16 protein-coding genes are annotated in these 24,743 nt (G+C 71.8%); 10 read left to right on the forward strand and 6 right to left on the reverse strand.

What is annotated here, in order from left to right; all coding sequences use genetic code 11:
- Positions 1 to 554 precede the first annotated feature (554 nt).
- Together ACH4TV_RS22150 and ACH4TV_RS22155 are read left to right on the forward strand one after the other, a co-directional pair.
- On the forward strand, positions 555 to 3,374 hold the full coding sequence (locus ACH4TV_RS22150; protein WP_398400581.1) for an AAA family ATPase: 2,820 nt from the start codon (positions 555 to 557) through the stop codon (positions 3,372 to 3,374).
- Between the two features lie 57 nt (positions 3,375 to 3,431).
- On the forward strand, positions 3,432 to 4,400 hold the full coding sequence (locus tag ACH4TV_RS22155) for an aldo/keto reductase (RefSeq protein WP_398400583.1): 969 nt from the start codon (positions 3,432 to 3,434) through the stop codon (positions 4,398 to 4,400).
- 28 nt (positions 4,401 to 4,428) lie between these two features.
- Here the strand turns inward: ACH4TV_RS22155 and ACH4TV_RS22160 are convergent, their stop codons facing one another.
- A complete protein-coding gene (locus tag ACH4TV_RS22160; protein WP_398400585.1) occupies positions 4,429 to 5,268 on the reverse strand; it encodes a phytanoyl-CoA dioxygenase family protein in 840 nt (279 codons plus the stop codon).
- Positions 5,269 to 5,330: 62 nt separating this feature from the next.
- On the opposite strand from ACH4TV_RS22160, the gene ACH4TV_RS22165 reads away from it, so the two are divergent.
- Together ACH4TV_RS22165 and ACH4TV_RS22170 are read left to right on the forward strand one after the other, a co-directional pair.
- Entirely contained in the window at positions 5,331 to 6,338 is a 1,008-nt protein-coding gene (locus tag ACH4TV_RS22165; RefSeq protein ID WP_398400587.1) for a helix-turn-helix domain-containing protein, read from the forward strand.
- A 521-nt stretch (positions 6,339 to 6,859) separates the two neighbouring features.
- On the forward strand, positions 6,860 to 8,767 hold the full coding sequence (locus ACH4TV_RS22170) for a ricin-type beta-trefoil lectin domain protein (protein WP_398400589.1): 1,908 nt from the start codon (positions 6,860 to 6,862) through the stop codon (positions 8,765 to 8,767).
- A 5-nt stretch (positions 8,768 to 8,772) separates the two neighbouring features.
- Here ACH4TV_RS22170 and ACH4TV_RS22175 read toward each other — a convergent pair whose 3' ends face one another.
- Both ACH4TV_RS22175 and ACH4TV_RS22180 read right to left on the reverse strand, forming a co-directional pair.
- Positions 8,773 to 9,342: a DUF4232 domain-containing protein gene (locus ACH4TV_RS22175; protein ID WP_398400591.1), complete on the reverse strand. Its 570-nt coding sequence runs from the start codon at positions 9,340 to 9,342 to the stop codon at positions 8,773 to 8,775.
- 104 nt (positions 9,343 to 9,446) lie between these two features.
- Positions 9,447 to 11,831: a SpoIIE family protein phosphatase gene (locus tag ACH4TV_RS22180; protein WP_398400593.1), complete on the reverse strand. Its 2,385-nt coding sequence runs from the start codon at positions 11,829 to 11,831 to the stop codon at positions 9,447 to 9,449.
- Positions 11,832 to 12,095: 264 nt separating this feature from the next.
- Between ACH4TV_RS22180 and ACH4TV_RS22185 the strand changes: the two genes are divergently transcribed.
- The 5 genes from ACH4TV_RS22185 to ACH4TV_RS22205 all read left to right on the forward strand — a co-directional run bounded on the left by ACH4TV_RS22185 (position 12,096) and on the right by ACH4TV_RS22205 (position 20,738).
- Positions 12,096 to 15,191, forward strand: a complete 3,096-nt coding sequence (locus ACH4TV_RS22185) for a glycoside hydrolase family 2 TIM barrel-domain containing protein (protein WP_398400595.1) — start codon at positions 12,096 to 12,098, stop codon at positions 15,189 to 15,191.
- A 374-nt stretch (positions 15,192 to 15,565) separates the two neighbouring features.
- Entirely contained in the window at positions 15,566 to 17,809 is a 2,244-nt protein-coding gene (locus ACH4TV_RS22190) for a glycoside hydrolase family 9 protein (RefSeq protein ID WP_398400597.1), read from the forward strand.
- Positions 17,810 to 17,910: 101 nt separating this feature from the next.
- Entirely contained in the window at positions 17,911 to 18,156 is a 246-nt protein-coding gene (locus tag ACH4TV_RS22195; protein ID WP_398400598.1) for a hypothetical protein, read from the forward strand.
- Positions 18,157 to 18,159: 3 nt separating this feature from the next.
- Positions 18,160 to 18,537 (forward strand): toxin Doc, encoded by a 378-nt coding sequence (locus ACH4TV_RS22200; protein ID WP_398400600.1) that lies wholly within the window; start codon positions 18,160 to 18,162, stop codon positions 18,535 to 18,537.
- A 533-nt stretch (positions 18,538 to 19,070) separates the two neighbouring features.
- A complete protein-coding gene (locus ACH4TV_RS22205) occupies positions 19,071 to 20,738 on the forward strand; it encodes an RICIN domain-containing protein (protein ID WP_398400602.1) in 1,668 nt (555 codons plus the stop codon).
- 186 nt (positions 20,739 to 20,924) lie between these two features.
- Here ACH4TV_RS22205 and ACH4TV_RS22210 read toward each other — a convergent pair whose 3' ends face one another.
- The gene (locus ACH4TV_RS22210) at positions 20,925 to 22,526 is read right to left on the reverse strand and encodes a purine-cytosine permease family protein (protein WP_398400604.1); all 1,602 of its coding nucleotides are present in this window, start codon (positions 22,524 to 22,526) and stop codon (positions 20,925 to 20,927) included.
- Between the two features lie 518 nt (positions 22,527 to 23,044).
- On the opposite strand from ACH4TV_RS22210, the gene ACH4TV_RS22215 reads away from it, so the two are divergent.
- The gene (locus ACH4TV_RS22215) at positions 23,045 to 23,479 is read left to right on the forward strand and encodes a protease inhibitor (RefSeq protein ID WP_398400606.1); all 435 of its coding nucleotides are present in this window, start codon (positions 23,045 to 23,047) and stop codon (positions 23,477 to 23,479) included.
- 159 nt (positions 23,480 to 23,638) lie between these two features.
- Here the strand turns inward: ACH4TV_RS22215 and ACH4TV_RS22220 are convergent, their stop codons facing one another.
- Entirely contained in the window at positions 23,639 to 24,064 is a 426-nt protein-coding gene (locus tag ACH4TV_RS22220; RefSeq protein WP_398400608.1) for an STAS domain-containing protein, read from the reverse strand.
- Between the two features lie 149 nt (positions 24,065 to 24,213).
- A complete protein-coding gene (locus ACH4TV_RS22225) occupies positions 24,214 to 24,708 on the reverse strand; it encodes a methyltransferase family protein (RefSeq protein WP_398400610.1) in 495 nt (164 codons plus the stop codon).
- Positions 24,709 to 24,743: the final 35 nt, after the last annotated feature.

Genomic DNA, 24,743 nt, shown 5'->3' on the forward strand with positions numbered 1-24,743 from the left:
CGATCAGGATCAAAGCGTCCCTCTACGCCCGCAGTCAAGTGCGCCCCTGGTCACGGACGTCCACGGGAAACCCAGTCACCTGACAGAAGCCCGCGACCTGCCGCCCGGCGACGCTGAACACGGCGCCCTCGCACCTCCTCGCACGCCCTGTCTCGCCGTGTCCAGAAAGGGCACGTCATGCGCATAGGCATTCCGAACCGCGCAACCCGCCGGACGCCGGGTGATCTTCCTGTCCGGCCACCACCCCGGCGCCAACGACCGGGTCGCCCGGCTCGCCGGACACGTCGGCCGGGCAGCCGTCGGCCTCGGCCCGCCGGCCGTCGGCGGGCCGCCTCCAGCAGTTCTCCGGCGGACTGCTGCCGACGCTCGCTCTGCTGCTCCGGACCTGAACCGAGGGCCGGCCCAGGGGCAGTCCAGGACCGGCCCGGGATCAGGGACCGCAGCGTCCTGGACATGTCTCTGGCCAGTCAACTCGCCGTCTATGGTCATGACATGACCGGAGACCGCAACCCGTCGGCGTTACGCCCCTCAGCCCGCCCCGCCGGGGCCTCCTCATGAGCCCCTCCCGCCGCGGTGAGGAGTGGATCGTCGGCCGTGACCGCGAACTGGCCCTGCTCGCCGACCTGGTGAACGCCGCCGCGGCCGAACCCGCCGACCTGCCGGGTGTCCTGCCCGGCGTCCTGGTCGTGACCGGCGGGCCGGGCGCCGGCAAGAGCGTGCTGCTCGACGCCGCCGGCCGCGCCGCCCGCCGGGCGGGACTGCGCGTCCTGCGCTGCCGGGGCTGCGAGGGTGAGTCCGGGCTGCCGTTCGCGGGGCTGCACCAACTGCTGCGGCCCGTACTGGACCTCGCCGGTGAACTGCCCGTACGCCAACGGGCCGCGCTGCTCGGCGTGTTCGGGCTGGACCCCGAGCAGGCGCAGGACACGGTTCCCGACCCGCTGCTCACCTCGCTCGGCGCCCTCACGCTGCTCTCCGACGCGGCGGGCCGTGAGCCCCTGCTGCTCGTGATCGACGACGCCCACTGGCTCGACGTCGGCACCCTCGACGTCCTCGCCTTCGTCGCCCGGCGCCTCGAAGGTGAGCGGGTCGCGATGGTTCTCGCCGCCCGGGACAACTCCGTACCGCCGCAATTCGCCCGCGAGAGACGGCAGTTGACCGTAGAGCCGCTGACCCCGGCCGCCGCCGGGCGCCTCCTCGACCTCCAGCCCGAACCGCCCGTCGGACGGGCCCGCTCCCGCATCCTCGACCAGGCGGCCGGCGTCCCCCTCGCCCTCGTCGAACTCGCCCGCGCCGTCAGCCGCGACCCCGCCGCCGGACAGGACGGCGCCACCGACGCGCTGCCCCTCACCGACCGGCTGGAAGCGATCTTCGCTGCCGACCTGCCCGAACTCCCGTCGGCCACCCGCCGGTTGCTGCTCCTTGCGGCCGCCGCAGAGACGGCTGAACTGCCCGTCATCCTCTCCGCCGCCGGTGCCGCCGCCACTCCCGTCGACTGGCGGCCCGCCGAACGCGCCGGACTCGTCCGCATCGACGACGGCCACCTCCGCTTCCGCCACCCCCTGATCCGCTCCGCCGTCTACCAGTCCGCGACCTACGCCGAGCGTCACGCGGCCCACACCGCCCTCGCCGACGTCCTCGCCGGCGACCCCGACCGGCGAGCCTGGCACCGGGCCGCCGCCGTCCTGGGCGTCGACGAGCAGGCCGCCCAGGGCCTGGAGGACAGCGCGGGCCGCGCCCAGCGCCGGGGCGGCTACGCCGCCGCGGCCGCCGCGCTCGAACGGGCGGCCCGGCTCAGCCCCGACCCCGACGTCCGTTCCCGACGCCTGGTGCGGGCCGCCACCCTCGCGATGTATGCCGGACACCCGCGCTGGGTCAGCGAGTTGGCCACCCACGCCCTCACGCTCACCGACGATCCGGCCGTCCTCGCCGAGGCCTCGCTCCGGGCCGGCTGGGCGCTCGCGGTGACCAGCCGCTTCGAGGACGCCCTCGGCTTCCTGCTGCCGGTCGCCGAGGCCGCCGTCGAGGCCGACCCCGCCCTCGCCCTCGACGCCCTGTCCACGGCCACCACCGCCTCCTACCACTCCGGTGACCCCTCGCTCCGCGAGGAGATCCAGCGCATCGCCGGCCGCGTCCCGCCCCAGGACGACGAGGCGGGCCGCCTCTGGGCGCTGGCCGGCACCGACCCCGTACGCCACCGTGCGCAGGCCCTCGCGCTGCTCAGGGGCACCGACTGGACCGGGCACCCGACCGGGTCCTCACGCGAGGTCGCCCGCGACCGCAGGCTGTCCCGGCTGGTCGTCGTGGGCGCCGCCGCCTGGGTCCTGGACGAGACCGCGGAGGCCGTCCGCCTGCTCGGCGCCGCCCTCGACCATCTGCGGCGCTCCCCGACGGCCGGCGTCAACGCCACCGTCGCCTGGGTCCTCGCGACCACCCTGTACGAGAGCGGCTCGTGGACCCAGGCCCGCGCGATCGGCGACGAGGCGTACCGCACGGCGGCCGAGGCGGGCCTGGAGGTCGTGGCCGTCGGCGCGCCCGTCCTCGGCGCCACGATCCTCGCCCTGCGCGGCGACACCGAGGCCGCCCGCACCGCCGTACAGCGCGCCGTCCACGGCATCGACCTGCCCAACTCCCGCAGCCTGCACGTCCGCACGCACTACGCGCTGGGCGCCGCCGCACTCGCCGAGGGCGACCACGCCGCCGCGTACGCCCGCTTCCGGGCCGTCTACACCCAGGACCCCGAGCCCGGACCGCTGCACTTCCAGGCCTCCGACTACTACCTGGCCGACCTCGCGGCGGCCGCCGTCCGTACCGGCCGCGCGGACGAGGCACGCCGGATCCTCGGCACTGCCCGGCGCCGCCTCGCCGCCGGGACGGTCTCCGCCCGGCTGGACGCCGTACTGCACCGGGCGGGCGCGCTGCTGAGCGACGGGGACGAGGCGGAGGCGCACTTCACGGCCGCGCTCGCCGACCCGGACGGCGAACAGTGGCCGTTCGAGCGGGCGTTGGTCCGCCTCGACCACGCGGAGTGGCTGCGGCGCAGGCGCCGCTCGGTGGAGGCCCGCCCGCAACTCGTCGCCGCACTCGACGTCTTCGAGCGGGTCGGCGCCCGCCCCTGGACCGAACGCGCCCGCGCCGAACTGAGGGCGGCCGGTGTCACCCCCGCCAGCACCGCACCGCGCGACGCCCTCGCCGAACTCACCCCGCAGCAGCTCCAGATCGCCCGCCTGGCCGCCGCGGGCCACACCAACCGCGAGATCGGCGAACGCATCTTCCTCTCGCCCCGCACAGTCGGCTTCCACCTCTACCGGATCTTCCCCAAACTCGGCATCACGGGCCGCGCCCAACTCCGCGACGCGCTGCCGGACCGGCCTTAGACGGCACGTACGCTCCCTCTCGTACTCGCACCCCACCCGCAGGCAGGAGCAGCAACGATGCAGTATGTGAAGCTCGGTTCGACGGGCCTGGACGTGTCGCGGATCTGTCTGGGCTGCATGAGTTACGGGCTCCCCGACCGCGGCGGCCACGAGTGGACCCTCGACGAGGAGGCGTCGCGCCCGCTGATCCGCCAGGCCCTCGAATCTGGAATCAACTTCTTCGACACGGCGAACATCTACTCCGACGGCACCAGCGAGGAGATCGTCGGCAAGGCGCTCGCCGACTTCGCCCGCAGGGACGAGATCGTGCTGGCGACCAAGGTGCACGGCCGGATGAGGCCCGGGCCCAACGGCGGCGGCCTGTCCCGCAAGGCCATCCTGACCGAGATCGACCAGAGCCTCACCCGCCTCGGCACCGACTACGTCGACCTCTACCAGATCCACCGCTACGACTCCGTCACCCCTGTCGAGGAGACGATGGAGGCACTGCACGACGTCGTCAAGGCGGGTAAGGCCCGCTACATCGGGGCGAGTTCGATGTACGCGTGGCAGTTCTCCAAGGCCCAGTACACGGCCAGGGAGCACGGCTGGACCCGGTTCGTGTCCATGCAGAACCACTACAACCTCCTCTACCGGGAGGAAGAACGCGAGATGCTGCCCCTCTGCGCCGACCAGGGCGTCGGCGTACTGCCCTGGAGCCCGCTCGCCCGCGGCCGGCTCACCCGCGACTGGGGCACCGCCACCGAGCGCAGCGAGCGCGACGACTTCGGCCGCACCCTCTACCCGGAGGGCGACCGCACGATCGTCGACGCGGTCGCCCGTATCGCGGCCGAACGAGATGTCCCGCGCGCCCAGGTCGCCCTGGCCTGGCTGCTGCACCAGGCACCGGTGACCGCCCCGATCGTCGGCGCCACCAAGCCGCACCACCTCGACGACGCCGTGGCGGCCGTGGAACTCGCCCTGACCGACAAGGAGACCGAGGAGCTGGGCCGGCCGTACACCCCGCACCCGATCAGCGGCCACTGACCGGCCGGAGGGCGCGAGCGCGAGGGTGTCAATGAGGGCCGGACATCGGCCCGAACTCCGTACCGCACGGTCCCGCGCCCTCGCTCGCGCCCAGCCGGACCCGGTCGCCGTTCATGGAGACCGTGCGGTAGAACTCGCCGATGCGCTCGGCCGAGCGGCCCACATAGTGGCCGATGAACGAGCGGCGGAACCGGTCGGCGCTGCCGTTGGGCTGGGAGCCGTGCACCAGGCTGCCGTTGAAGAACAGCACGTCACCCGGGGCCATGTCGACCGGCACCGTCGCCAGACCGGGCGGCACACGGACGTACTCCCGCGCGAAGGACACGCCGGCGTCGGCCTCCTCGGGACAGAACAGGTCCATTCGGTGGGTGCCCGGCACGACCTCCAGGCCGCCGTTGTCCCGGTCGATCGCCTCGCAGGCGATCCACGCGGCGACACATGTGCCCGGGTCCACCCGCAGATAGAAGTTGTCCTGGTGCAGGGCCTGGCCCCGGGCGCCCGGCGGCTTGAAGTAGAACATGCTCTGCGCGGCCAGCACCTCCTCGCCGAGCAGCGCCTCCAGCACGGTGCGCAGCCGGGGGTCCAACAGCACGTCGAGCGAGGGCACATGGAACTCGTGCGGCTGCATGACACGCGGGTACGCGGCCAACGGGTCGGCAGGGCGCCCGTCCTGACCCGACGGGCGCGGCTCGAAGTGCCCCGGCACCGGACCGGCCGCGTGCAGCGCGGTGAACGCGTCCCGGAGCACGGCGATCTCGTCGTACCCGAACAGGCCCCGTACGACGGTGAATCCGTCCTCCTCGAACTGTCGGCGCCCCGTCTCCGGCAGGATGGGAGCGCCGACGGCGCCGATGCCTGTGACTGTCATCGTCCACTCCTTCGGTCCGCTGTCGTCAGCCTTCACACTAGGGTTGCCGCACCCTGGGGAGGATGCCTGTGAACGCTGACGGATTGCCCGAGACCGCTGTCCCCGCACCGCCGCCGGGCCTGGTGACGGTCGGCCGTTACGACGAGGGCCCCGGGTACGCCGTCAACCGGCCGCAGGGCGCGGACAGCTGGCTGTTCACCTGGACGACGGGCGGCCACGGTCTGCTGACCCAGGGCGCCGCCGGGGCGCGGGCCGAGGCCGGCGACCTGGTCGTCCTGGGCCCCGGCGTGAGGCACCGCTACACGATCCGGCCGGGTGCCCGGCACTGGCGGTTCTGGTGGGCGCACTGCCAGGCCCGCCCGTCCTGGACGGCCTGGCTGAGCCCGTACGCCGTCGGCGACGGCATGTACGTCGTCGCGCCGGTCCCGGCCGCCCTGCACGACCGCATCGCGACAGTGTTCGCCCGCATGCTGTCCGACGCCCGCTGGCCGGGCAGCGAAGCAGGGCCACCCAACTCCTCCGCTTCCGCTTCCCCTTCCCTTTCCTCTTCTGCTTCTTCCGCCGCCCCGCATTCCTCCGGCGGCCCGATAGCAGTCGCACACGGCACGGCCGCCCGAGAGCTCGCCCTCTGTTCCCTGGAGGAAATAGTCCTGCTCGCGTCGGCAGCCGCCCGCCCTCTTCCGGAGCGGCCCGGAGTGGATACCCGGGTGAGCAGGGCGGAGGCTCTCATCGCCGCCGACCCCGCCGCTCCGCACACCGTCCGTTCGCTCGCCGAGGGGGTCGCGCTCTCGCCCTCCCGGTTCGCGCACCTGTTCACGGAACAGCTCGGCCGGTCGCCGATGCGGGCGCTGCGCGAGGCCCGGCTGAGCCATGCGGCCCGGCTGCTGGAGGCCACCGACCTTCCGGTGGAACGTGTCGCCGTCGCCTCCGGCTTCGCCAGCCCGTTCCACTTCAACCGGGTGTTCCGCGAGCGCCACGGGACACCGCCGGGGGCGTACCGGACGCTGTGCAGGCGCGGTTCGGCGGAATCAGGGCCGCCTATTGGTTTAGCCGCAGGTCCCGGACGGTGAAGTGAAGGAACCGGTCAACTCCCGTGACGGCGCTGTGCGTGGCCGGGATCGACCACACGTCCGGAACATGAGCTGGGCAAACGCACAGGAAGGCGGCGCGAGCGTGTCGTGAACGGACGGTCGCAGGTGTGTGCAAGGGCCGCCGGTCAATGGTTTTGAATCGCTCCTGAGTGAAGTGAATACCGTTTGCAATGAGGATGTTGATACAGTGGGAATCCCTTAAAGCGCATCGCATTGACGTTTTGTCAACTGCTTTCGGCTGCGCTGGAATGCGGAAAACGGCGTGATCTCTTGTTCCGGCTCGATGACCTGTGCAAAGGTGTGCCTGTCGGCGTGCGGACCATCTCGTTTCCCTCTGCACGTACGCGACGCCTCCGTTGGCTCCCCCGCTCCAAAAGAGCTGTCCGGTGCGGGCGTTCGCGATGCCGATTCCCGTCTGGTCGGATCCTGTCGTTCGGTCGCCGGGGTCGCATACCCGCCGGTATGGACTAAAACCGCGTTGTCCGTGGAGGAATGAAGACGTGAAAGACGCAGGCCTGTCGAATTCCCCAACCCCCGCTCCCGCGTACGGTGCTTCGGATGTCGAACTCAGCGCCGAGCTGAAGAAGTGGACGGGGACGACACCCGCGCTCCATCCCGTCGGTGAACTGCTCGACCGGCACTGGGAAGCCGCCTTCGCCTACGCCCGCCTGTGCACCAACGGCCCGCGCCCCGCCGGAATGCTCACCACCGCCGCATTCACCCGTCTCTTCGGGGAATCCCTGCGGCAGAGCGGCCCCACCTCCGCCTGGCGGCCCCAACTCCTGGTCACCGTGCGCCGTCTGGCAGCGGAGTGGGAGAGCGACCACCGTCACGAAATGCTCCACCCCGAACTGCGTTCCATGCCGGGCGGCGTGAACCGCGTCGCAGCCCGACTGCTGCCCGCACCCGACCGCCGGCTGCTCTCCAGAGCGTTCCAGAACCTCCCGCAGTCCGCGCGCTGCCTGCTGTGGCACGCGGAGGTCGAGGCCGAACCGCTGGAGACACCCGCCGCCCTGCTGGGCCTGAACGTGGCGGACGCCGCCGTGGAACTCGGGCGGGCCCGCGCACGACTGCGCGAGGAATGCCTGCACGTCCACCGCGAGGTCGTGCCCCAGGAGGAGTGCCGCCGCTACATCCGGCTGATCGACGTCACCTGCCGGCGCCGCAGCTTCGACGTCGACCCCGATCTGGCCAAGCACCTCGCCGACTGCAGGCACTGCCGTTACGCCGCCGACCAGTTGAACCAGTTCAACGGCGACCTCGCCCTCGCGCTGGCCGAGGGTGTGCTCGGCTGGGGCGCGCGGGCCTACCTGGAATCCCGCCCGGGACGCGCCGCCGAGAGCGCCATCGTGGAGGTCGAGCAGGCCCCGATCGTGGAGATGGCCACGGCCGAGAGCCTGCTCCCCGTGCCGCGCGTCCTGGCCGGGGCACCGCCCATGCCGGCCTCCGCACCCGGCAACGCCATCGCCGTACGCCCCGGATCGCACCGCTCCGCGCACAAGGCGGCCAGGCGCGCGGTCAGCCGCCGCAACCGCACCCTGGGGGTCGCGACCGTGAGCGCGCTGGTCCTCCTCCCACTGGTCCTGTGGAACGCCCTCGGTCCCGGCGACGACGAGGGCCCGGCCGCCGACACCCGCCCCTCGGGCGCCCCCGACACCGGTTCCGACGCGGCCGAGGGCGACTCCTCATGGGTCGGCTCGGGGGAGACCACGAAGGGTGCCCTGCAAGGCCGGCTGCACAACGTCGAGACCGGACTGTGCATAGGCATCGCCGACGGCAAGCCCGTCAAGGGTGCCGAGACCGAGCTGACCGGCTGCTCGTCGGCGGTCGGCCAGCAGTGGTCGTACGAGACCGACGGCCTGCTGCGCAACCTCGCCGCCCCTGACCTCTGCCTCGACTCCCACCTCGGCTACTCGGTGCAGCTCGCGCCGTGCACGGGCGCCTCCCAGCCCGGCACCAAGAACGTGCGCTACGACTTCACCCTCCAGGGCACCCTCGTTCCGCGCTGGGACCAGGACCTCGCCCTGACCCCCGCCGGCGCCAAGGACAAGGCGCCGCTGGTCCTGAAGGCGCGCGAGGAGTCCACCGACCAGCACTGGGTCTTCGACTCCTCGGCGCCCTCGCTCCAGATGGAAGCCGTCAACTGGAACGCGGACACCGAGTCGAGAGCCCCGGTCGTCAAGAAGAGCTCCGAGCCCTCCCCGACACCGACCCCCACGCCCGCCAAGCCGTCCCCCACCCCGTCGACGGCCCAGCCGACCCCCTCGGCCCCCTCCAGCCCGGCGAACGTGCCCTGCTACTACTACGGTTACTACGCCTGCTCCGGTAACGGCCAGTATCCGAACAACGGCGGCAACTACGGCTACGGCGGCTATGGGTACGGGCCCGGCGGCTGGGGAGGCCGCTGACCGGGTCAGGCGCCGGTACCGGGGCTGAGGACCGTCAGGAACACCGACGACTCGTTGCCGCCGACGGGCACCTCGCCCTCCGTCCACGCCACCTTCAGCGGGTCCCGCTCGTCGGGCGGGGTGACCAGCAGCGCCGCCGGAGTCGCCGTCTCGGCCTCGCTGATCTCCGGGTTGGCGAAACTCAGGCCCGCCCAGGCGCTGTCGCCCGGCGCCAGTTCGACCGTTGTCGCAGTGGCCTCGGAGCGCTTCGGGTCCGGGCCCAACTGCTTTCCGGCCGCGTCCACGAAGTCGCTGCCCGGGTAACCGCGCAAGGTGCAGGTGCGACCGGAGTCATTGGTGAGGACGACGGGGAAGTTCTTCTGCCCGGCGCCCGGATTGACGCGCCCCACCGAGGCACGCAGCTCGGAGGTGCGGCAACGGGTGCTGCCCGACGGGGCACTCGCCGACGGAGCGTCCGCGCTGTTGCCGCCACCGCCACTGCCGCTGTCGCAGGCGCCGAGCAGGCCCAGTAACGCGATCGCGCTCGCGAGCAGCGCGGCCCGGGGTGCCGGCCGGGAGGTACGGAAGGTCACCATGTCCACACTCCTGGAAGTCACTTCGCGTACGGCGTCTCGTGCACCGTCACGAGGGTCCGATGCGGCCGGAGCCCAAAAGGTTCACCCGTGGTCGGCGCCGGGACTCACAGTTCGTCCGACAGCGACAGCTCCGCCCAGATCGTCTTGCCGTCGGGGGTGTGCCGACTGCCCCACCGCTCGGTGAGCTGGGCGACGAGCAGCAGGCCGCGACCGCCCTCGTCGAAGGTCTTGGCGCGCCGCAGATGCGGGGCGGTGTGGCTGGCGTCGGAGACCTCGCAGATCAGCGTGGCCGTGTCGTGGATCAGGCGCAGCCGGATGGGGTGCGAGCCGTACCGGATGGCGTTGGTGACCAGCTCGCTCACCACCAGCTCGGTGGTGAACGCGGCCTCGCTCAGGTCCCACACGTCGAGCTGCTCGCCGACCTGCCTGCGGATCGGCCCGACCAGCGCGGGGTCGCCCGGGATGTCCCAGGTCGTGACATGGGAGGCGGGCAGGCCCTGGGTGCGGGCCAGCAGCAGGGCCACGTCGTCGGCCGCGCCGCCCGGCGGGAGCAGGGTGTTCAGGACGCGGTCGCACGTCTCGTCGAGCGAGTCCGCGTACGCCGCCAGCGCGTCGCACAGCAGTCGGTGGCCGGCGTCGATGTCCCGCTCGCGGCTCTCGATCAGCCCGTCGGTGTAGAGGGCGAGGACCGTACCCTCGGGCAGATCCAGCTCGGTCGACTCGAAGGGAAGCCCGCCCAGGCCCAGCGGAGGACCGGCGGGCAGCCTGACCTGCCGAGGCTTGCCGCCCGGCGTGAGCATGACCGGCGGCGGGTGCCCGGCGCGGGCGAGCGTGCAGCGCCGCGACACCGGGTCGTAGACCGCGTACAGACAGGTCGCGCCGACCTCACCCGGGCTGCCCTCGCTGCCGGCCTCGGCGGACAGCCGAAGGACGAGGTCGTCGAGGTGGGTGAGCAGCTCGTCGGGGGCCAGGTCGATGTCGGCGAGCGTGCGCACGGCGGTGCGCAGCCGGCCCATGGTGGCGGAGGCCTGGATGCCGTGACCGATGACGTCCCCGACGACCATCGCGACCCGCAACCCGGACAGCGGGATCACGTCGAACCAGTCGCCGCCCACCCCGGCCCGCGCCGCCGGGAGATAGCGCGAGGCGGCTTCGAGGGCGGCGGTGCGCGGCAGGGTGCGGGGGAGCAGGCTGCGTTGCAGCGCGAGGGCGGTGTCGCGTTCGCGGGAGAACCGGCGGGCGTTGTCGATACAGACGGCCGCCCGGGCCGTGACCTCCTCCGCGAGCAGCACGTCGTCGTCGGTGAACGGGTCGGGCCGCCGGTACCGGGTCAGCACGGCGACCCCGAGGGTCGTACCGCGTGCCGTGATCGGTACCGACATCGTGGAGTGGATGCCGAACTCCTTGACCCGGTTGAAGCGGGCCTCGTCCCAGGCCAGCCACTGTTCGAGGTCGCCGGAGGGCACGGTGGCCACGATGGTGCGGCCGGCGAGGAGGGAGTCGGCCTGGGGCGAGAAGACGGGGTACTGGTCCAGCTGCCCCGGCTTGGCCACGGCCTCGGGGCTGCCCGGGAGGATCGAACGGTGGGCCGCCCGGCGCAGGCTGATGGGCGCCGTCAGTTCGGCCGGGCTGTCGTCGCCGCCGTGCTGCGGCGGGTCCAGCAGGTCCACACTGACGAAATCGGCGAGCGCCGGTACACAGACGTCCGCGAGCTCCTGCGCCGTACGGGTGACGTCGAGGGTGGTGCCGATGCGTACGCTCGCCTCGTTGACCAGCTGGAGCCGCTCCCGCGCGAGGTACTGCTCGGTGAAGTCGTGGGCCGCGAAACACACGCCCCGCACCTGCCCCTCGGCGTCCCTGAGCGGCGCCAGCCGGGCCAGCCAGGCGTGCGCGTGGTCCTCGCCGCCGGTGCGCAGATAGGTCTGCACGTCCTTGGCCCGGCCGCTGGTCAGCACGTCGAGCATGTGCTGCTCCAGCTCCGCGGTGCGCTCCCGGCCGCCGATCTCGGCGATCCTGAGCCCCCGGATGCGCTCCAGCGGCAGCCCGATGACATCGGCCATGGCGTCGTTCACGCCGTGCAGCCGCAGCCGGTCGTCGTAGACGGCCGTCGCACAGGGCGCCTGGGCCAGCGCGGCCAGCATCAGGGGGTCCTCCACGGGCCGCGGACCGCTCTCCAGGGGTGTGACGACGAGCCAGTCGCCCCGGCCGCCGTCCACGGGCGGCCGGTGGTGGGCGAGAAGCCATACGGACACCGTCCGGCCGTCGCGGTGACGCAGCGCGAGCGTGCCGTACCAGGTGTCCTGCGCCGGTCTGCCGGGCTCGCCCGGACCGTCGACGACCAGCAGGGAAACGGCGGGCCGGCCCAGCACTTCGGCCGCCGACCAGCCAAGGAGCCGGCGAGCGCCCTCGTTCCAGCCGGTCACTGTGCCCCGGTCGTCGACGACGGCCCGCGCCGTGGCGGCATCGTCGAACGGGTACACCGGGCTCATCGTCGCCACTCCATCGTGAACACTCACAGTGAGCAGGGGAGTCACTGGTGTTCCACCCTAGTGCGTCCTGCTCCCGGGCGGTCGGGAACACCGCGGTCCCCAGGCCCCGCCAGGCCCGCCGCCCGGGGCGGGATTCAGGCCGTTGTGACAGGTGAGACCGAAGTACGTCACCGGACCCTTGACGGGCGCATGTTCCACCCCGTCAGAATCTGTTTGTTAACGATCAGTTGTGAGTACTTCTGGGCCCTGATGAGGGAGAGCCGTATGACGGTCACTCGCAGATCGGTGTTGGTCGCCGGTACGTCCGCCCCCGCGGCCGGAGCCCTGCTGGGCACCGCGGCAGACGCGCGGGCCGCCGCAGGCAAGGCCGGCCGCCGAACCGTCCCGCTGCGGGACGGCTGGCGCTTCGCGCTGGTCGACCCGGGCGGGATCACCGACCCCACGGGCGCGTACGCCGACGCCCACGACCCCGCCTACGACGACTCGGCGTGGCGGACGGTCGCCGTCCCCCATGACTGGAGCATCGAACTCACCCCGACCACCGAGCACGGCACGACCAGCGGCACCGGGTTCTTCCCCGGCGGCCTCGGCTGGTACCGCGTCGCCTTCACCCTCCCGCCCGCGCTCGCCGGCAAGCGGATCTCGGTGGAGTTCGACGGCGTCTACATGGACTCGTACGTCTACTGCAACGGCACGGAGGCCGGCCGTCACCCCTACGGCTACACCGGCTTCGCCTTCGACCTGACCGACCTCCTGCACACCGACGGCAGCACCGAGAACGTGCTCGCCGTCAAGGTGCAGAACCGGCTGCCCAGCAGCCGCTGGTACTCGGGCAGCGGCATCTACCGGGAGGCCCGCCTGGTCGTCACCGAGCCGGTGCACGTGGAGCGCTGGGGTACGTATGTCACCACACCGGAGATCACCGCGGAACGGGCCGTCGTCCGGGTCCGGACCTCCGTGGTGAACGCGTCCGGCGGCGGCGCCGACGTCGAGGTCGTCTCCCGGGTCGTCGATCCCCGCGGTCGCACCGTGGCCCGCGCCGTCTCCACGGTCGCCGTCACCGACCCGGCGACCGAGACCCATGAACTCGTCGTACCCGAACCGAAGTTGTGGGACTTCGCGACCCCGCACCGCTACACCCTGAAGACCGAACTGCGGGTCGGCGGCCGCACCACCGACACCTACCGCACGACCTTCGGCATCCGCACCTTCGGCTTCGACCCGGACGAGGGCTTCCAGCTCAACGGCGCCCATCACAAGATCAAGGGCGTCGACCTCCACCACGACCTGGGCGCCCTGGGCGCCGCCGTCAGCATCGACGCGATCCGCCGCCAGATGACCATCATGAAGTCGATGGGCGTCAACGCCTTCCGTACGTCCCACAACCCGCCCTCGCCGGAGATGATCCAGGTCTGCGAGGAGCTGGGCATCGTGATGATGGTGGAGGCCTTCGACTGCTGGCGGAGCGCCAAGACCCGTTACGACTACGGCCGGTTCTTCGAGGAGTGGGCGGACCGGGACATCACGGAGATGGTGCGGGCCGCCCGCAACTCGCCCGCCGTCCTCATGTGGTCCATCGGCAACGAGATCTCCGAGTTCACCTCCACCTCCGGGCTCGGCATGGCGGACCGGCTCATCGCCGGCGTCAGGGCGTCCGACGACACCCGTCCGATCGTGATCGGCTCCCACCGCCACCGCAGCGTGCCCGCCCCGGGCACCCCGGGGGACCTGATCCTGGCCAAGCTCGACGGCCTCGGCCTCAACTACAACACCGCCGCCTCGGTGGACGCCCTGCACGCCCGCTACCCCCACCTGTTCCTCTTCGAGTCTGAGTCCTCCTCCGAGACCTCCACCCGAGGCGCCTACCAGGAGCCGGAACGCCTCAACACCGGCGAGAACTACACCCCGGGCAAGCGCGCCACCTCGTCCTACGACAACAACCTGGCCTCCTGGACGATGAGCGGCGAGTACGGCCTGAAGAAGGACCGCGACCGCAGGTGGTTCGCGGGCGAGTTCCTCTGGTCGGGCATCGACTACATCGGCGAGCCGACCCCGTACGACGTGTTCCCGGTGAAGGCGTCCTTCTTCGGCGCGGTCGACACGGCCGGGTTCCCCAAGGACATGTACCACCTCTTCCGCAGCCAGTGGACGAGCGAACCCATGGTCCATCTCCTCCCCATGACCTGGAACCACGAGCCGGGCGACACGGTCGAGGTCTGGGCCTACGCGAACGTGGACACGGTCGAGCTGTACCTGAACGGAAAGTCCCTGGGAAGAAGGCAGTTCGACACCAAGAAGACGGTCGACGGCCGCGTCTACCTGGAGACCACGGAGGCCACCGGCGACGACAAGACCGTCACTGCCGGTTCCTGGCCCGGCAGTTACACCAGCCCGAACGGCAGCGCGGGCAAGCTCCACCTGACCTGGCATGTGCCGTATGAGCCCGGTGAGTTGAAGGCGGTGGCCCGGCGGGACGGCCGGGTCGTGGCGACGGACGTCCTGCGGACGGCGGGCCCGGCATACGCGATACGGCTCACCTCCGACCGCAAGTCCCTTGCGGCGGACGGCCGTTCGCTGTGCTTCGTGACCGCCGACGTGGTCGACGCCCGGGGCGTGGTCGTCCCCGACGCCGAGCACCTGCTCGCCGTCGACGTCGACGGCGGCTCCCTGGCCGGCCTCGACAACGGACGCGAGGAGAGCGCCGAGCGCTATCAGGCGAGCACCCGAACCGCCTTCCACGGCAAGGCACTTGCCATCGTCCGTTCGGGCACGGAGGCCGGCCGACTGAAGGTAACGGCCCGCTCGGCGGGGCTGCGCACGGCGACGTTGACTGTCCGTACGACGGACGCATACGACAAGGCGCTGCCTGGTTCTTCCGCGTCCTTCGAGCCCGACCTGGGGCCCGGCGCCCCCGACTACCCCCTGGCGGACGCCAGTTACTCCGGCCGCCCGGACACCCTGCCCGCCGCGATGCTCGACGGGGCCCCGGCCACCGGCTGGTCCAACGGGTTCCACAAGGCGCCGACCGCCCTGCTGCCCGCGTTCGCCGGAGCCCGCGCCGAGGACTGGGTCACGGTTGACTGGGGACGGGCCCGGGACTTCACCCGGGTCGAGGTCTCCTTCACGCTGGACGCGACCCACACCCTGCCCGCGTCGGTCACGGCCTCGGTGTGGAACGGCGAACGGTACGTACCGGCGCCGGACGCGACCGTCCACTGGTCCGACACCTCCGACACCCCCACGGTGATCACCTTCGCGGCGCTACGAGGAACCAGGCTCCGCCTCGACCTGACAAGCCGCCACCCGGGCGAGGCGCGGGGCGCGTTGCGGATCAGCGGCCTGGAGGCACCGGCGGGCTGAGCCAGGGTTTTTCTCGCCCCCGCCGCCCTTACCCGTTCCCATCCCTGGGGGCTGCCGCCCCCAGACCCCCGCTGTCGGCCTGAACGGCCTCGTCCTCAAACGCCGGACGGGCTGGAGATGCCTGAGCGGCGCTGGATATGTCAGCCCCGGCCGGCATCATCCAGCCCCTCCGGCGTTTGAGGAGCGGGGGTTCGGGGGCAGCGCCCCCGAGGATGGGACGGGTAGGGGCGGCGGGGGCGAAAAACCCGTTCGGACCGTTGACGCGTCGTACGACCTCGCACAGCATGGGCCACGTCCGCCTCTGGGAGCGCTCCCACAGCACAGCGCCGCTCTTCTCGCACCCGCGCCCCCACCCTCACCCGAGGAGCCCAGACGTGAAACGACGCAGAACGACCCTGCTCGCGGTGACCGCCCTCCTCACGGCGGCGCTCACCGCGCTGCCCGCCGGACCGGCCGGCGCCGACGAGATCGAACAGGTCAAGAACGGCACCTTCGACACCACCACCGCCCCCTGGTGGACGACCAGCAACGTCACCGCCGGCCTCGCCGACGGAGGCCTCTGCGCGGACGTACCCGGCGGCACCACCAACCGCTGGGACGCCGCCGTCGGCCAGAACGACCTCACCCTCGTCAAGGGCGAGTCGTACAGGTTCTCCTTCAAGGCGACCGGCACACCCGCCGGGCACGTCGTCCGGGCGATCGTCGGCCTGTCGGTGTCCCCGTACGACACGTACTTCGAGGTGAGCCCGCAGCTGAGCGTGTCGGGCGACTCCTACACGTACACCTTCACCGCGCCCGCCGACACGGCCCAGGGCCAGGTCGGCTTCCAGCTCGGCGGCAGCGCCGACCCCTTCCGCTTCTGCATGGACGACGTGTCCCTGCTGGGCGGGGTGCCGCCCGAGGTGTACGAACCCGACACCGGCCCCCGGGTCCGGGTCAACCAGGTCGCCTACCTGCCCACGGGCCCGAAGAACGCCACGCTGGTCACCGGCGCCACGCAGCCGCTGCCCTGGGCGCTGAAGAAGGCCGACGGGGTGACGGTCGCCCAGGGCAGGAGCGTGCCGCGCGGCACCGACGTCTCCTCCGGGCAGAACGTCCACTCGATCGACTTCGGCTCCTACCGCAAGCGCGGCACCGGCCTCACCCTGGTCGCCGACGGTGAGACGAGCCGCCCCTTCGACATCGACGCGAGCGCCTACGACCGACTGCGGCTGGATTCGCTGAAGTACTACTACACCCAGCGCAGCGGCATCGCGATCCGCGACGACCTGCGTCCCGGCTACGCCCGCCCCGCCGGCCATGTCGACGTCGCACCCAACCAGGGCGACAGCAACGTGCCCTGCCAGCCCGGCGTGTGCGACTACACCCTCGACGTCACCGGCGGCTGGTACGACGCCGGTGACCACGGCAAGTACGTGGTCAACGGCGGCATCTCCACCTGGGAGCTGCTGAGCACGTACGAGCGCGCCCTGCACGCCCGCACCGGGCAGAGCGACAAGCTCGGCGACGGCACGCTCGCCATCCCGGAGAGCGGCAACAAGGTGCCGGACGTCCTCGACGAGGCCCGCTGGGAGCTGGAGTTCCTGCTGAAGATGCAGGTGCCCGCAGGGCAGCCGCTGGCCGGCATGGCCCACCACAAGATGCACGACGAGCAGTGGACCGGCCTGCCGCTGCTGCCGAGCGACGACCCGCAGAAGCGCGAGCTGCACCCGCCGACCACCGAGGCCACCCTGAACCTGGCGGCCACGGCGGCGCAGGCGGCCCGGCTGTACCAGCCCTACGACCGCGCGTTCGCCGCCCGGGCCCTCGCGGTTGCGCGCACCGCCTGGACGGCTGCCCTGGCCCACCCCGCGATCCATCCCGACCCGAACGACGGGATCGGCGGCGGCGCCTACCCCGACACCGACGCGCGCGACGAGTTCTACTGGGCGGCGGCCGAGCTGTACCTCACCACCGGGGAAAAGGCGTTCGAGCAGCACATCCTGACCTCGCCGATCCACACGGCGGACATCTTCGTCCCCCTCGGCTTCGACTGGGCCAGGACCGCCGCGGCCGGCCGGCTCGACCTGGCGACCGTCCCCAACAAGCTCCCCGGCCGCGACAAGGTGCGCCAGTCCGTGCTCAAGGGCGCCGACCGTTACCTGGCCACGCTGGCAGCACACCCGTACGGCATGCCCTACGCGCCCGACGCCACCGTGTACGACTGGGGCTCCAACGCCCAGATCCTCAACAACGCCGTCGTCGTCGCCACCGCGTACGACATCAGCGGCGCCTCGAAGTACCGGGACGGCGCGCTCCAGAGCATGGACTACCTGTTCGGCCGCAACGCGCTGAACATGTCGTACGTGACGGGCTACGGCGAGGTCAACGCCCATCAGCAGCACAGCCGTTGGTACGCCCGGCAGCTCGACCCGAATCAGCCCAGCCCGCCGGACGGCACGGTCGCCGGCGGCCCCAACTCGAGCATTCAGGACCCCTACGCACAGAGCAAACTCCAGGGCTGCGTCGGTCAGTTCTGCTACATCGACGACATCCAGTCCTGGTCGACGAACGAGCACACGATCAACTGGAACGCGGCCCTGGCCCGGATGGCGTCCTTCGTCGCCGACCAGGGATAGCGACCACCGGGTCCCGCTGACTGGGCCCCCTCGGTACCGCTGCCTCACCGACTTGACCTGGGGATATTTACGGGTAAGTACCGGCGCGGTACCGTGGGGGCATGCCAGCTCTCAACGTGGAGTTCAGTGACCGCGAGCTAGAGGACCTGCGGCAGATCGCCAAGGAGCGCGGTACGTCGATGAAAGCGCTCGTGCGTGAGGCGGCGGCGGCCGACATCGCCCGGCACCGCGCCCTTCAGGAGGGCGCGGAGGAATTCCGGCGGTTCTTCGCGGCCCACGCCGACGAGTTCGCCGCCGCGTTCCCCGAGGACGAACCGGTCGCGCCGGGCCGGGGACAGGTCGTCTGACCGATGTCTCCCGTCATCCACATCGACGTGCCGTGGCTGCTCCAGCGCCACGAGGAGGTCCTGCCGGACCACCCCACGGTCGACGACTTCTCCGCCCTGGTGGCCGCCGTGGCCCGCCACCGGGTCGACCCACCGCGTCTGGGTGTGGACTCCGACCCTGCCTGGCGGGCCGCCGCGCTGCTGCACACCCTCGCGCTGCTCAAGCCGCTGCCGTCGGCCAACGCCCGCTTCGCGTGTGCCACCGCCGTGGCGTACATGTTCGTCAGCGATGTCGGCATCGATCCGCCCTACGGCGCGCTCGTCGACCTCGCCCGCGACCTGATCTCCGGCAAGACCGACGTCTACGGCGCGGCCGACCGGCTTCGCTCCTGGCAGATCTGAGGAGTTCCACCCGGAGCGGGTCCGGCCGCCCTCGGGGCCGCCGACCGAGGGCGGGAGGAACGGGGTCGGCGGCCGTCTCGCGGGGGAGAGCCGCCGTCCCGCGCGTGGCCTCCGAGAAGGGCCGGGTTCCAGTGGACTACGCCTTCGCATGTGCCGGGAGCGTGCGTTGCGCACCGGTGTGTGCGCACGGTTCACACGGGGCGCGGGAACGGGCTGACGGGGCACCGGGGCAACGGGGAAATGTCGAAAGCCGGTGCGAACATCGGGAGTTTCCGCTGTTGCTGAACTTCCTTCAGTGCATGGTGTTACTCAAGTGCCTTGTTGGTCATGAGCGAGTTGTGCAAGGGTGAACTACCTGTGCAGGGGGAATGGCCGGGCTCGACTCGCCGGTGATGATTCGGTGGCGGTCCAGCGCCACAGCCAGGGCCGGCGGCGGCGGGGGGACACGAAGCCGTCGGCCTTCGCGTGGACTCGGCCGGGCCGTTTTCCCGGAACCTCTGTGAGTTGCCCGCGCGTGGGAAGGAAACCGCTCAGTGCCCAACCCCCACCCCCCTCGTCCTGCTCACCCCCCGTACCCCGGGGCCCCGGGGGAATCGGACGAGAGTCTCGCCGCCCAGCTCAGAGCCAGACCGGAGGGCGAGACCGGCCCGACCGTCGCCCTGCTGATGGCGAGGCACTGGCAGGCGACCCACGAGTACGCGGTCATCTGCCTCGCCACGTCGGACCAGGCCGCCTCCATGGTCACCACCGCCGCCTTCCACCAGGTCCTGGAGCGGGTGATGCGGGCCGAGTCGGCCGTCGCGCTGCGCCCCCGGTTCCTGGTGGCCGTACGGGACACGGTCAAGGACTGGTCCGCCGACGACCGCATATCCGACGTTCTGCCGGACCTGAGAAAGCCGGCGGGCGGTCGCGGTATGCGTGCGGCGACGTCCATGACGCCGGAAAACCGTAAGCTCGCCGAGCGTTCGTTCCAGGCCCTTCCCGGACTCGCGCAGTGCCTGTTGTGGCACACCGAGGTGGAGGCCGAGCCGCTGAATGTCCCCGCCGACCTACTTGGCATGGACACGAATACGGCATCGGCCGCGCTGGACCAGGCCCGCGAACAATTCCGCGAGGGCTGTGTACGCGCCCACCGGGAACTCGCGCCGTCCAAGGAATGCCGGTTCTACAACCGTCTCCTCGACGTCCCCATCCGGCGCGGCGGCGCGCTGCTGCCCGATGTCCAGGAGCATCTGAAGGAGTGCCGCTACTGCCGGTTCGCCGCCGAGCAGTTGAGCCATTTCGAGGGCGGTCTGGGCCCGTTGCTCGCGGAGGCGGTGCTCGGCTGGGGCGCCCGCCGGTACCTCGACACCCGCCCGGGGCGCGGCCACCAGGGCGGCACGCGGGCGCGCGGCCATGCCCGGCACGCCGGAGGCGGTGGCGAGGACGGCGGTGGCCGCGGAATCGGCCTGGGACGCCATCGTCTGCTGTCGCGGATTCCCGCTCAGGGCCGGCCCGGCCCCGGCGGGACCCGGAACAGGAGGACTCTGTTCACCAGCGTGGGCCTGGCCTCGGCGGTCGTCCTCGCGGTCGTGCTGGGCAGCGGACTGTGGCCGAAGGACGGCAGCGGCGCCGACCCGGCCGCCTCGTCCAGCGCGACCGGTGGACGCGTCCCGGGGCCCGACGCCTCGCCGACCCCGCCCGCCGTGTCCTCCTCGCCGCCCGCGACGGCCGGCAACCCGGCCACCGCGCACCAGACCAGGCTGCGCAACATCACCGCCGACCTGTGCCTCGACATCCGGGGCGGCAAGGCCACGGCCGGCGCCGTCACCAAACTCGCGCCCTGTTCGACCGCGTGGACCCAGATGTGGGTGTACGAGGACGACGGTCTGTTGCGCAGTGTCGCCGACCCCGAGCTGTGCCTGGACTCGCACGCCGACGCCGGTGTCGTCATCCTCGGCCGCTGTGCTGCCGCGTCCACCGAGCGCGGCGACGACGTCCGTTACGACCTCACCGTGCGGGGCGAGTTGCTGCCCCGCTGGGAGGAGGGCCTCGCCGTCGCCCCCGCCTCCGACGAGCCGGACGTGGACGTGGTCGTCAAGGTCCGCGACGGCTCCGCCGAACAACGCTGGCTCACCGACACGGTGACCGCAAGCCCCGGCACCCTGTCGATCGGGGGCCCACCGGACAAGGCGGCCCAGGTCGACACGGACCCGACGTAGCCCAGCCGGATTTCCCTCGCTCCTCGAACTCCCCCAGAGGGGGGACCCCCAAGGGGCTGAGTAGTTCAGCCCGTCCGGCGTTTGAGGACAAGGCCCGTTCAGGGCCGACAGCGGGGGTCTGGGGGCGCAGCCCCCAGGGATGGGACGGGTAGGGGCGGCGGGGGCGAGAACACGGGAGCAGTCGTCTCAGCCGCTCTCGGCGGCGAGCACCGGAGACAGCCCGTCCCCCTCCGCCCCCGGCCCCGTCACCGGCGGCACCGGAACGTCGACCGTCCGGGCAAGTCGCGCACCCTCCGGCCCGTACACCGCCCGGGGTTCGGGGAACACCCGCAGCAGCGTCAGGAACAGGACGGCGGAGACGGCCAGGGACACGGGCAGGCCGATGTCGATGCCGTTCGCGAGGTCGCCGAGCGGGCCGACGAACTGGCCGGGGATGTTGGTGAAGAGCACACCGATCACCGCGGAGACCCACCAGGCGGTCATACCGCGCCAGTTCCAGCCGTGCGCGAACCAGTAACGGCCGCCCCGCTGACGCCGGTTGAAGACCTGGAGCGCGTCGGGGTCGTACCAGCCGCGCCGGGTCCAGAAGCCCAGGATCATCACCACCATCCACGGCGTCGTACAGGTGATGATCATCGTCGCGAACGTCGAGATCGACTGGACGAGGTCGAACCCGAACCGGCCGACGAAGATGAACACGGTCGACAGCACCCCGACCAGCACGGTGGCCTGCACGCGCGACAGCCGGGGGAACACCGACGAGAAGTCGAGGCCGGTCCCGTACAGCGAGGTCGTGCCCGTCGACATACCGCCGATCAGCGCCAGCAGACACACCGGCAGGAAGAACCAGCCGGGCGAGATCGCGAGCAGGCCGCCCACGAAGTCGGGCGCGGCCGGGTCGACGTAGTCCGGAGCCTTGGTCGCGATGATGCTCGCGGTCGCCAGGCCGAACACGAACGGCAGCAGCGTCGCGAGCTGCGACAGGAACGCGGCGCCGATCACCTTGCGGCGCGGGGTGTCCGCCGGGATGTAGCGCGACCAGTCGCCGAGGAACGCGCCGAACGACACCGGGGTGGACAGCACGATCAGCGCCGCGCCGATGAAGGACGGCCAGAACAGGTCCTGGGTGGCAGCGTCCGCCGAGGCCGTGAAGACACCGGCGTACGACGGGTCGAAGTCACCGGCGAACGCGACCGCGCCGACCAGGAACAGCACCGTCGCCGACGTCACCGCGATCTTGTTGACGAACAGCATGAACCGGAACCCGTACACGCACACCGCCAGCACCAGGCCGGCGAAGAGCGCGTAGGCGACGCCGTACGTCACATCGCCACGGGGCAGGCCGAACAGCCGGTGGGCGCCGCCGACCAGGGCGTCGCCGGAGCTCCACACCGAGATGGAGAAGAAGGCGACCGCCGTGAGGAGCGAGAGGAAGGAGCCCACCACGCGGCCGTGGACGCCCAGGTGGGCGGAGGAGGAGACCGCGTTGTTGGTGCCGTTGACCGGGCCGAAGACCGCCATCGGGCACAGGATCAGCGCGCCGACGACGACCCCGAGGAGCGTGGCCGCGAGGCCCTGCCAGAAGGAGAGGCCGAACAGGATCGGGAAGGCGCCGAGGACGCAGGTGGAGAAGGTGTTGGCGCCGCCGAAGGCGACCCGGAACAGGTCGAACGGGGTCGCGGTGCGGTCCGCGTCGGGAATGCGTTCGATGCCGTGCGTCTCGACCTCGGTGAGGGCCGGGGGAGCGGCGGCGGGAGAGGGCTCGGGAAGTGCGGACGGCGAGGACAAAGGGGCTCCGGCGGGGATCAGCGGTGGAGCGCGTGGTGGCGCGGAGGGCGGGAAGGCCCGCCGGCCGGCCGCTGGGGTGTGCGGCGGGAGCGGATGCCGTTCTCGGGAGGTCTGCCGACCGTAAGGGGCCGTTCAAGGCCCGCACCAGAGGACGTTTCATCCATCTTTTCCGCTTCCGGTGGATGAATGCGCAGCGACCGTGACCTCGGTCGGTAGCCCGTCCGGAGCTGAATCGGCATGTTTCCGGCCGATTAAAAAGGCTGGTGGATCCGGCCAGTCGGTGGCCCGGAGCGATCAACAGCCGCCCGGTTGCGGGCTTCACGCGTTCGAATCACGTAACTTCACGCCACTGATTCAATACGCAAGGTTACCGAAACGCATGGGGTCGAGGTGAAGTTCGGCGCCGGACTCGGCAGACTCACGCTCGCCGATCCGGCCCGACCGGCTGGGATCGAGCAACCGTGCGGACCGTAGGACCTTCGATTCGCATCTTCGAACTGAGCGGAAGGATGCACACAATGCCGAACACCGCGCGCTGGGCAGCGACTCTCACCCTGACGGCCACCGCCGTCTGCGGCCCCCTCACCGGGGCCGCCGTCGCTGCCCCGGGCCCCGCCCCGGCCGGGCTCTACGCACCCTCGGCCCTGGTGCTCACCACGGGCCACGGCGAGACCGCGGTCGCCGTCACCCCCGAGCGTGCCGTCACCCTGACCTGTGCGCCGAAGGCCTCGGGCACGCATCCGGCGGCGGCCGAGGCCTGCGCCGAACTCCGGGCGACCGGCGGGGACTTCGACGCCCTGGCGGCGAGAGGTGACGTGCAGTGCACCAAGCAGTACGACCCCGTGGTCGTCACCGTCGAGGGTGTGTGGCGCGGCCAGCGGGTCGCCTATGAGCGGACTTTCGCGAACGAGTGCGTGAAGGGCACCTACGGGACGGCCGTCTTCACGTTCTAGGGACCGGGGTCGCGCGCTCCCGTGAGCAGCGCAGGTCGCTCGCGGATGGGGAGTGCGAACCCTGTGTCGCGGGGTGCCGCGCGATCTCGCAGCGGGGCCGGTCGGTGGTGTGGGGCTGCCGGCCGGCCCTTGGCGTCGGTGAAGGCAGGTGGGGCCGGTCTACGTGCGGGTGGGGTCCGGCTGTTCGGGGATGCGGTCGAGGGGCGGGAAGCGGTGGAGCAGGCGCGAGGCGCGGAGCAGGCGGTGGATGCGGGGTGTGTCGGAGACCAGGCGCAGCCGTCCGCCGCGTTCCCGGGCCCGGGTGTCCGCACGGCACAGCGCGCGCAGGCCCGAGCAGTCGAAGAAGCCGACGTGCCGGAGGTCGACCAGTACGTCCGGACCGGGGCGCGAGGTCGCGGCGTCCAGGTGTTCGGCGAGGAAGCCCGCGGTCGCCAGGTCGATCTCGCCGAAGACCTCGACCACGGTGAACGGCCCGCTCGTACAGGTGCGGGCGTACGGGCCGGCCGTCGGCGGGAGGGCTCCGGACGAGTCCCAGGCCGTGCGCTCGGGCGGCCCGGGGAAGCGGTCGTCGGCTTCCGGTGTCATGGGTGCTTCACCTCGCCAGGGCGCGCATTCGGTCTCCGTAGCTACCCCGGCAGAGTCGCTGCCATCCCTGACGGGCCGCCCGCAAGATCTGGTTCACTCGACAAGGTGAATTGCGGCCGTATTGATTGACATCTCCCTGCGCCGGGCTCTTACTCCCCGCGCCAGGGGCGCAGTCGCGGCCACCACCCCGGTACGGACCGTCGGTAACACTCGTAGTCGGCGCCGAACCGGTCGGCCAGTTCCGGCTCCTCGTACCAGCGCGCGAACGCCCACATCAGCGCCCCGGCGCCGGCGCCGTACGCCAACAGGACCGGCCGGGCGAGCAGCAGCGCCTGGCCCGCGACGACGGCGACGACGGCCACGTACATCGGGTTTCGCAGGTACCGGTAGAAGCCGCCGACGACCAGGTGCTCGGTGGGTGCGACCGGGGCCGGGGTGCCGAGGCCCTCGGCCACGAAGCGGACGAAGGCCGACAGCAGGACGACGGCGCCGGCCGCGAGCGGGATCAGGCCGAGCAGTCGTACGGGCAACCCCCAGTCGCCGGCCCGCCAGCCGGTCAGCCACCACGGCAGGAGGAGTGCCACGGTGCCCGGCGCGAGCGCCAGGAAGAGCGAACTGCCCATCGCCGCCGCCGATTTGCGCATACCGACACCATGGCAGCGAAGCGGACTCCGGGACA

The sequence above is a fragment of the Streptomyces sp. NPDC020898 genome (assembly GCF_044333925.1).
In the GTDB taxonomy this organism is placed as follows: domain Bacteria; phylum Actinomycetota; class Actinomycetes; order Streptomycetales; family Streptomycetaceae; genus Streptomyces.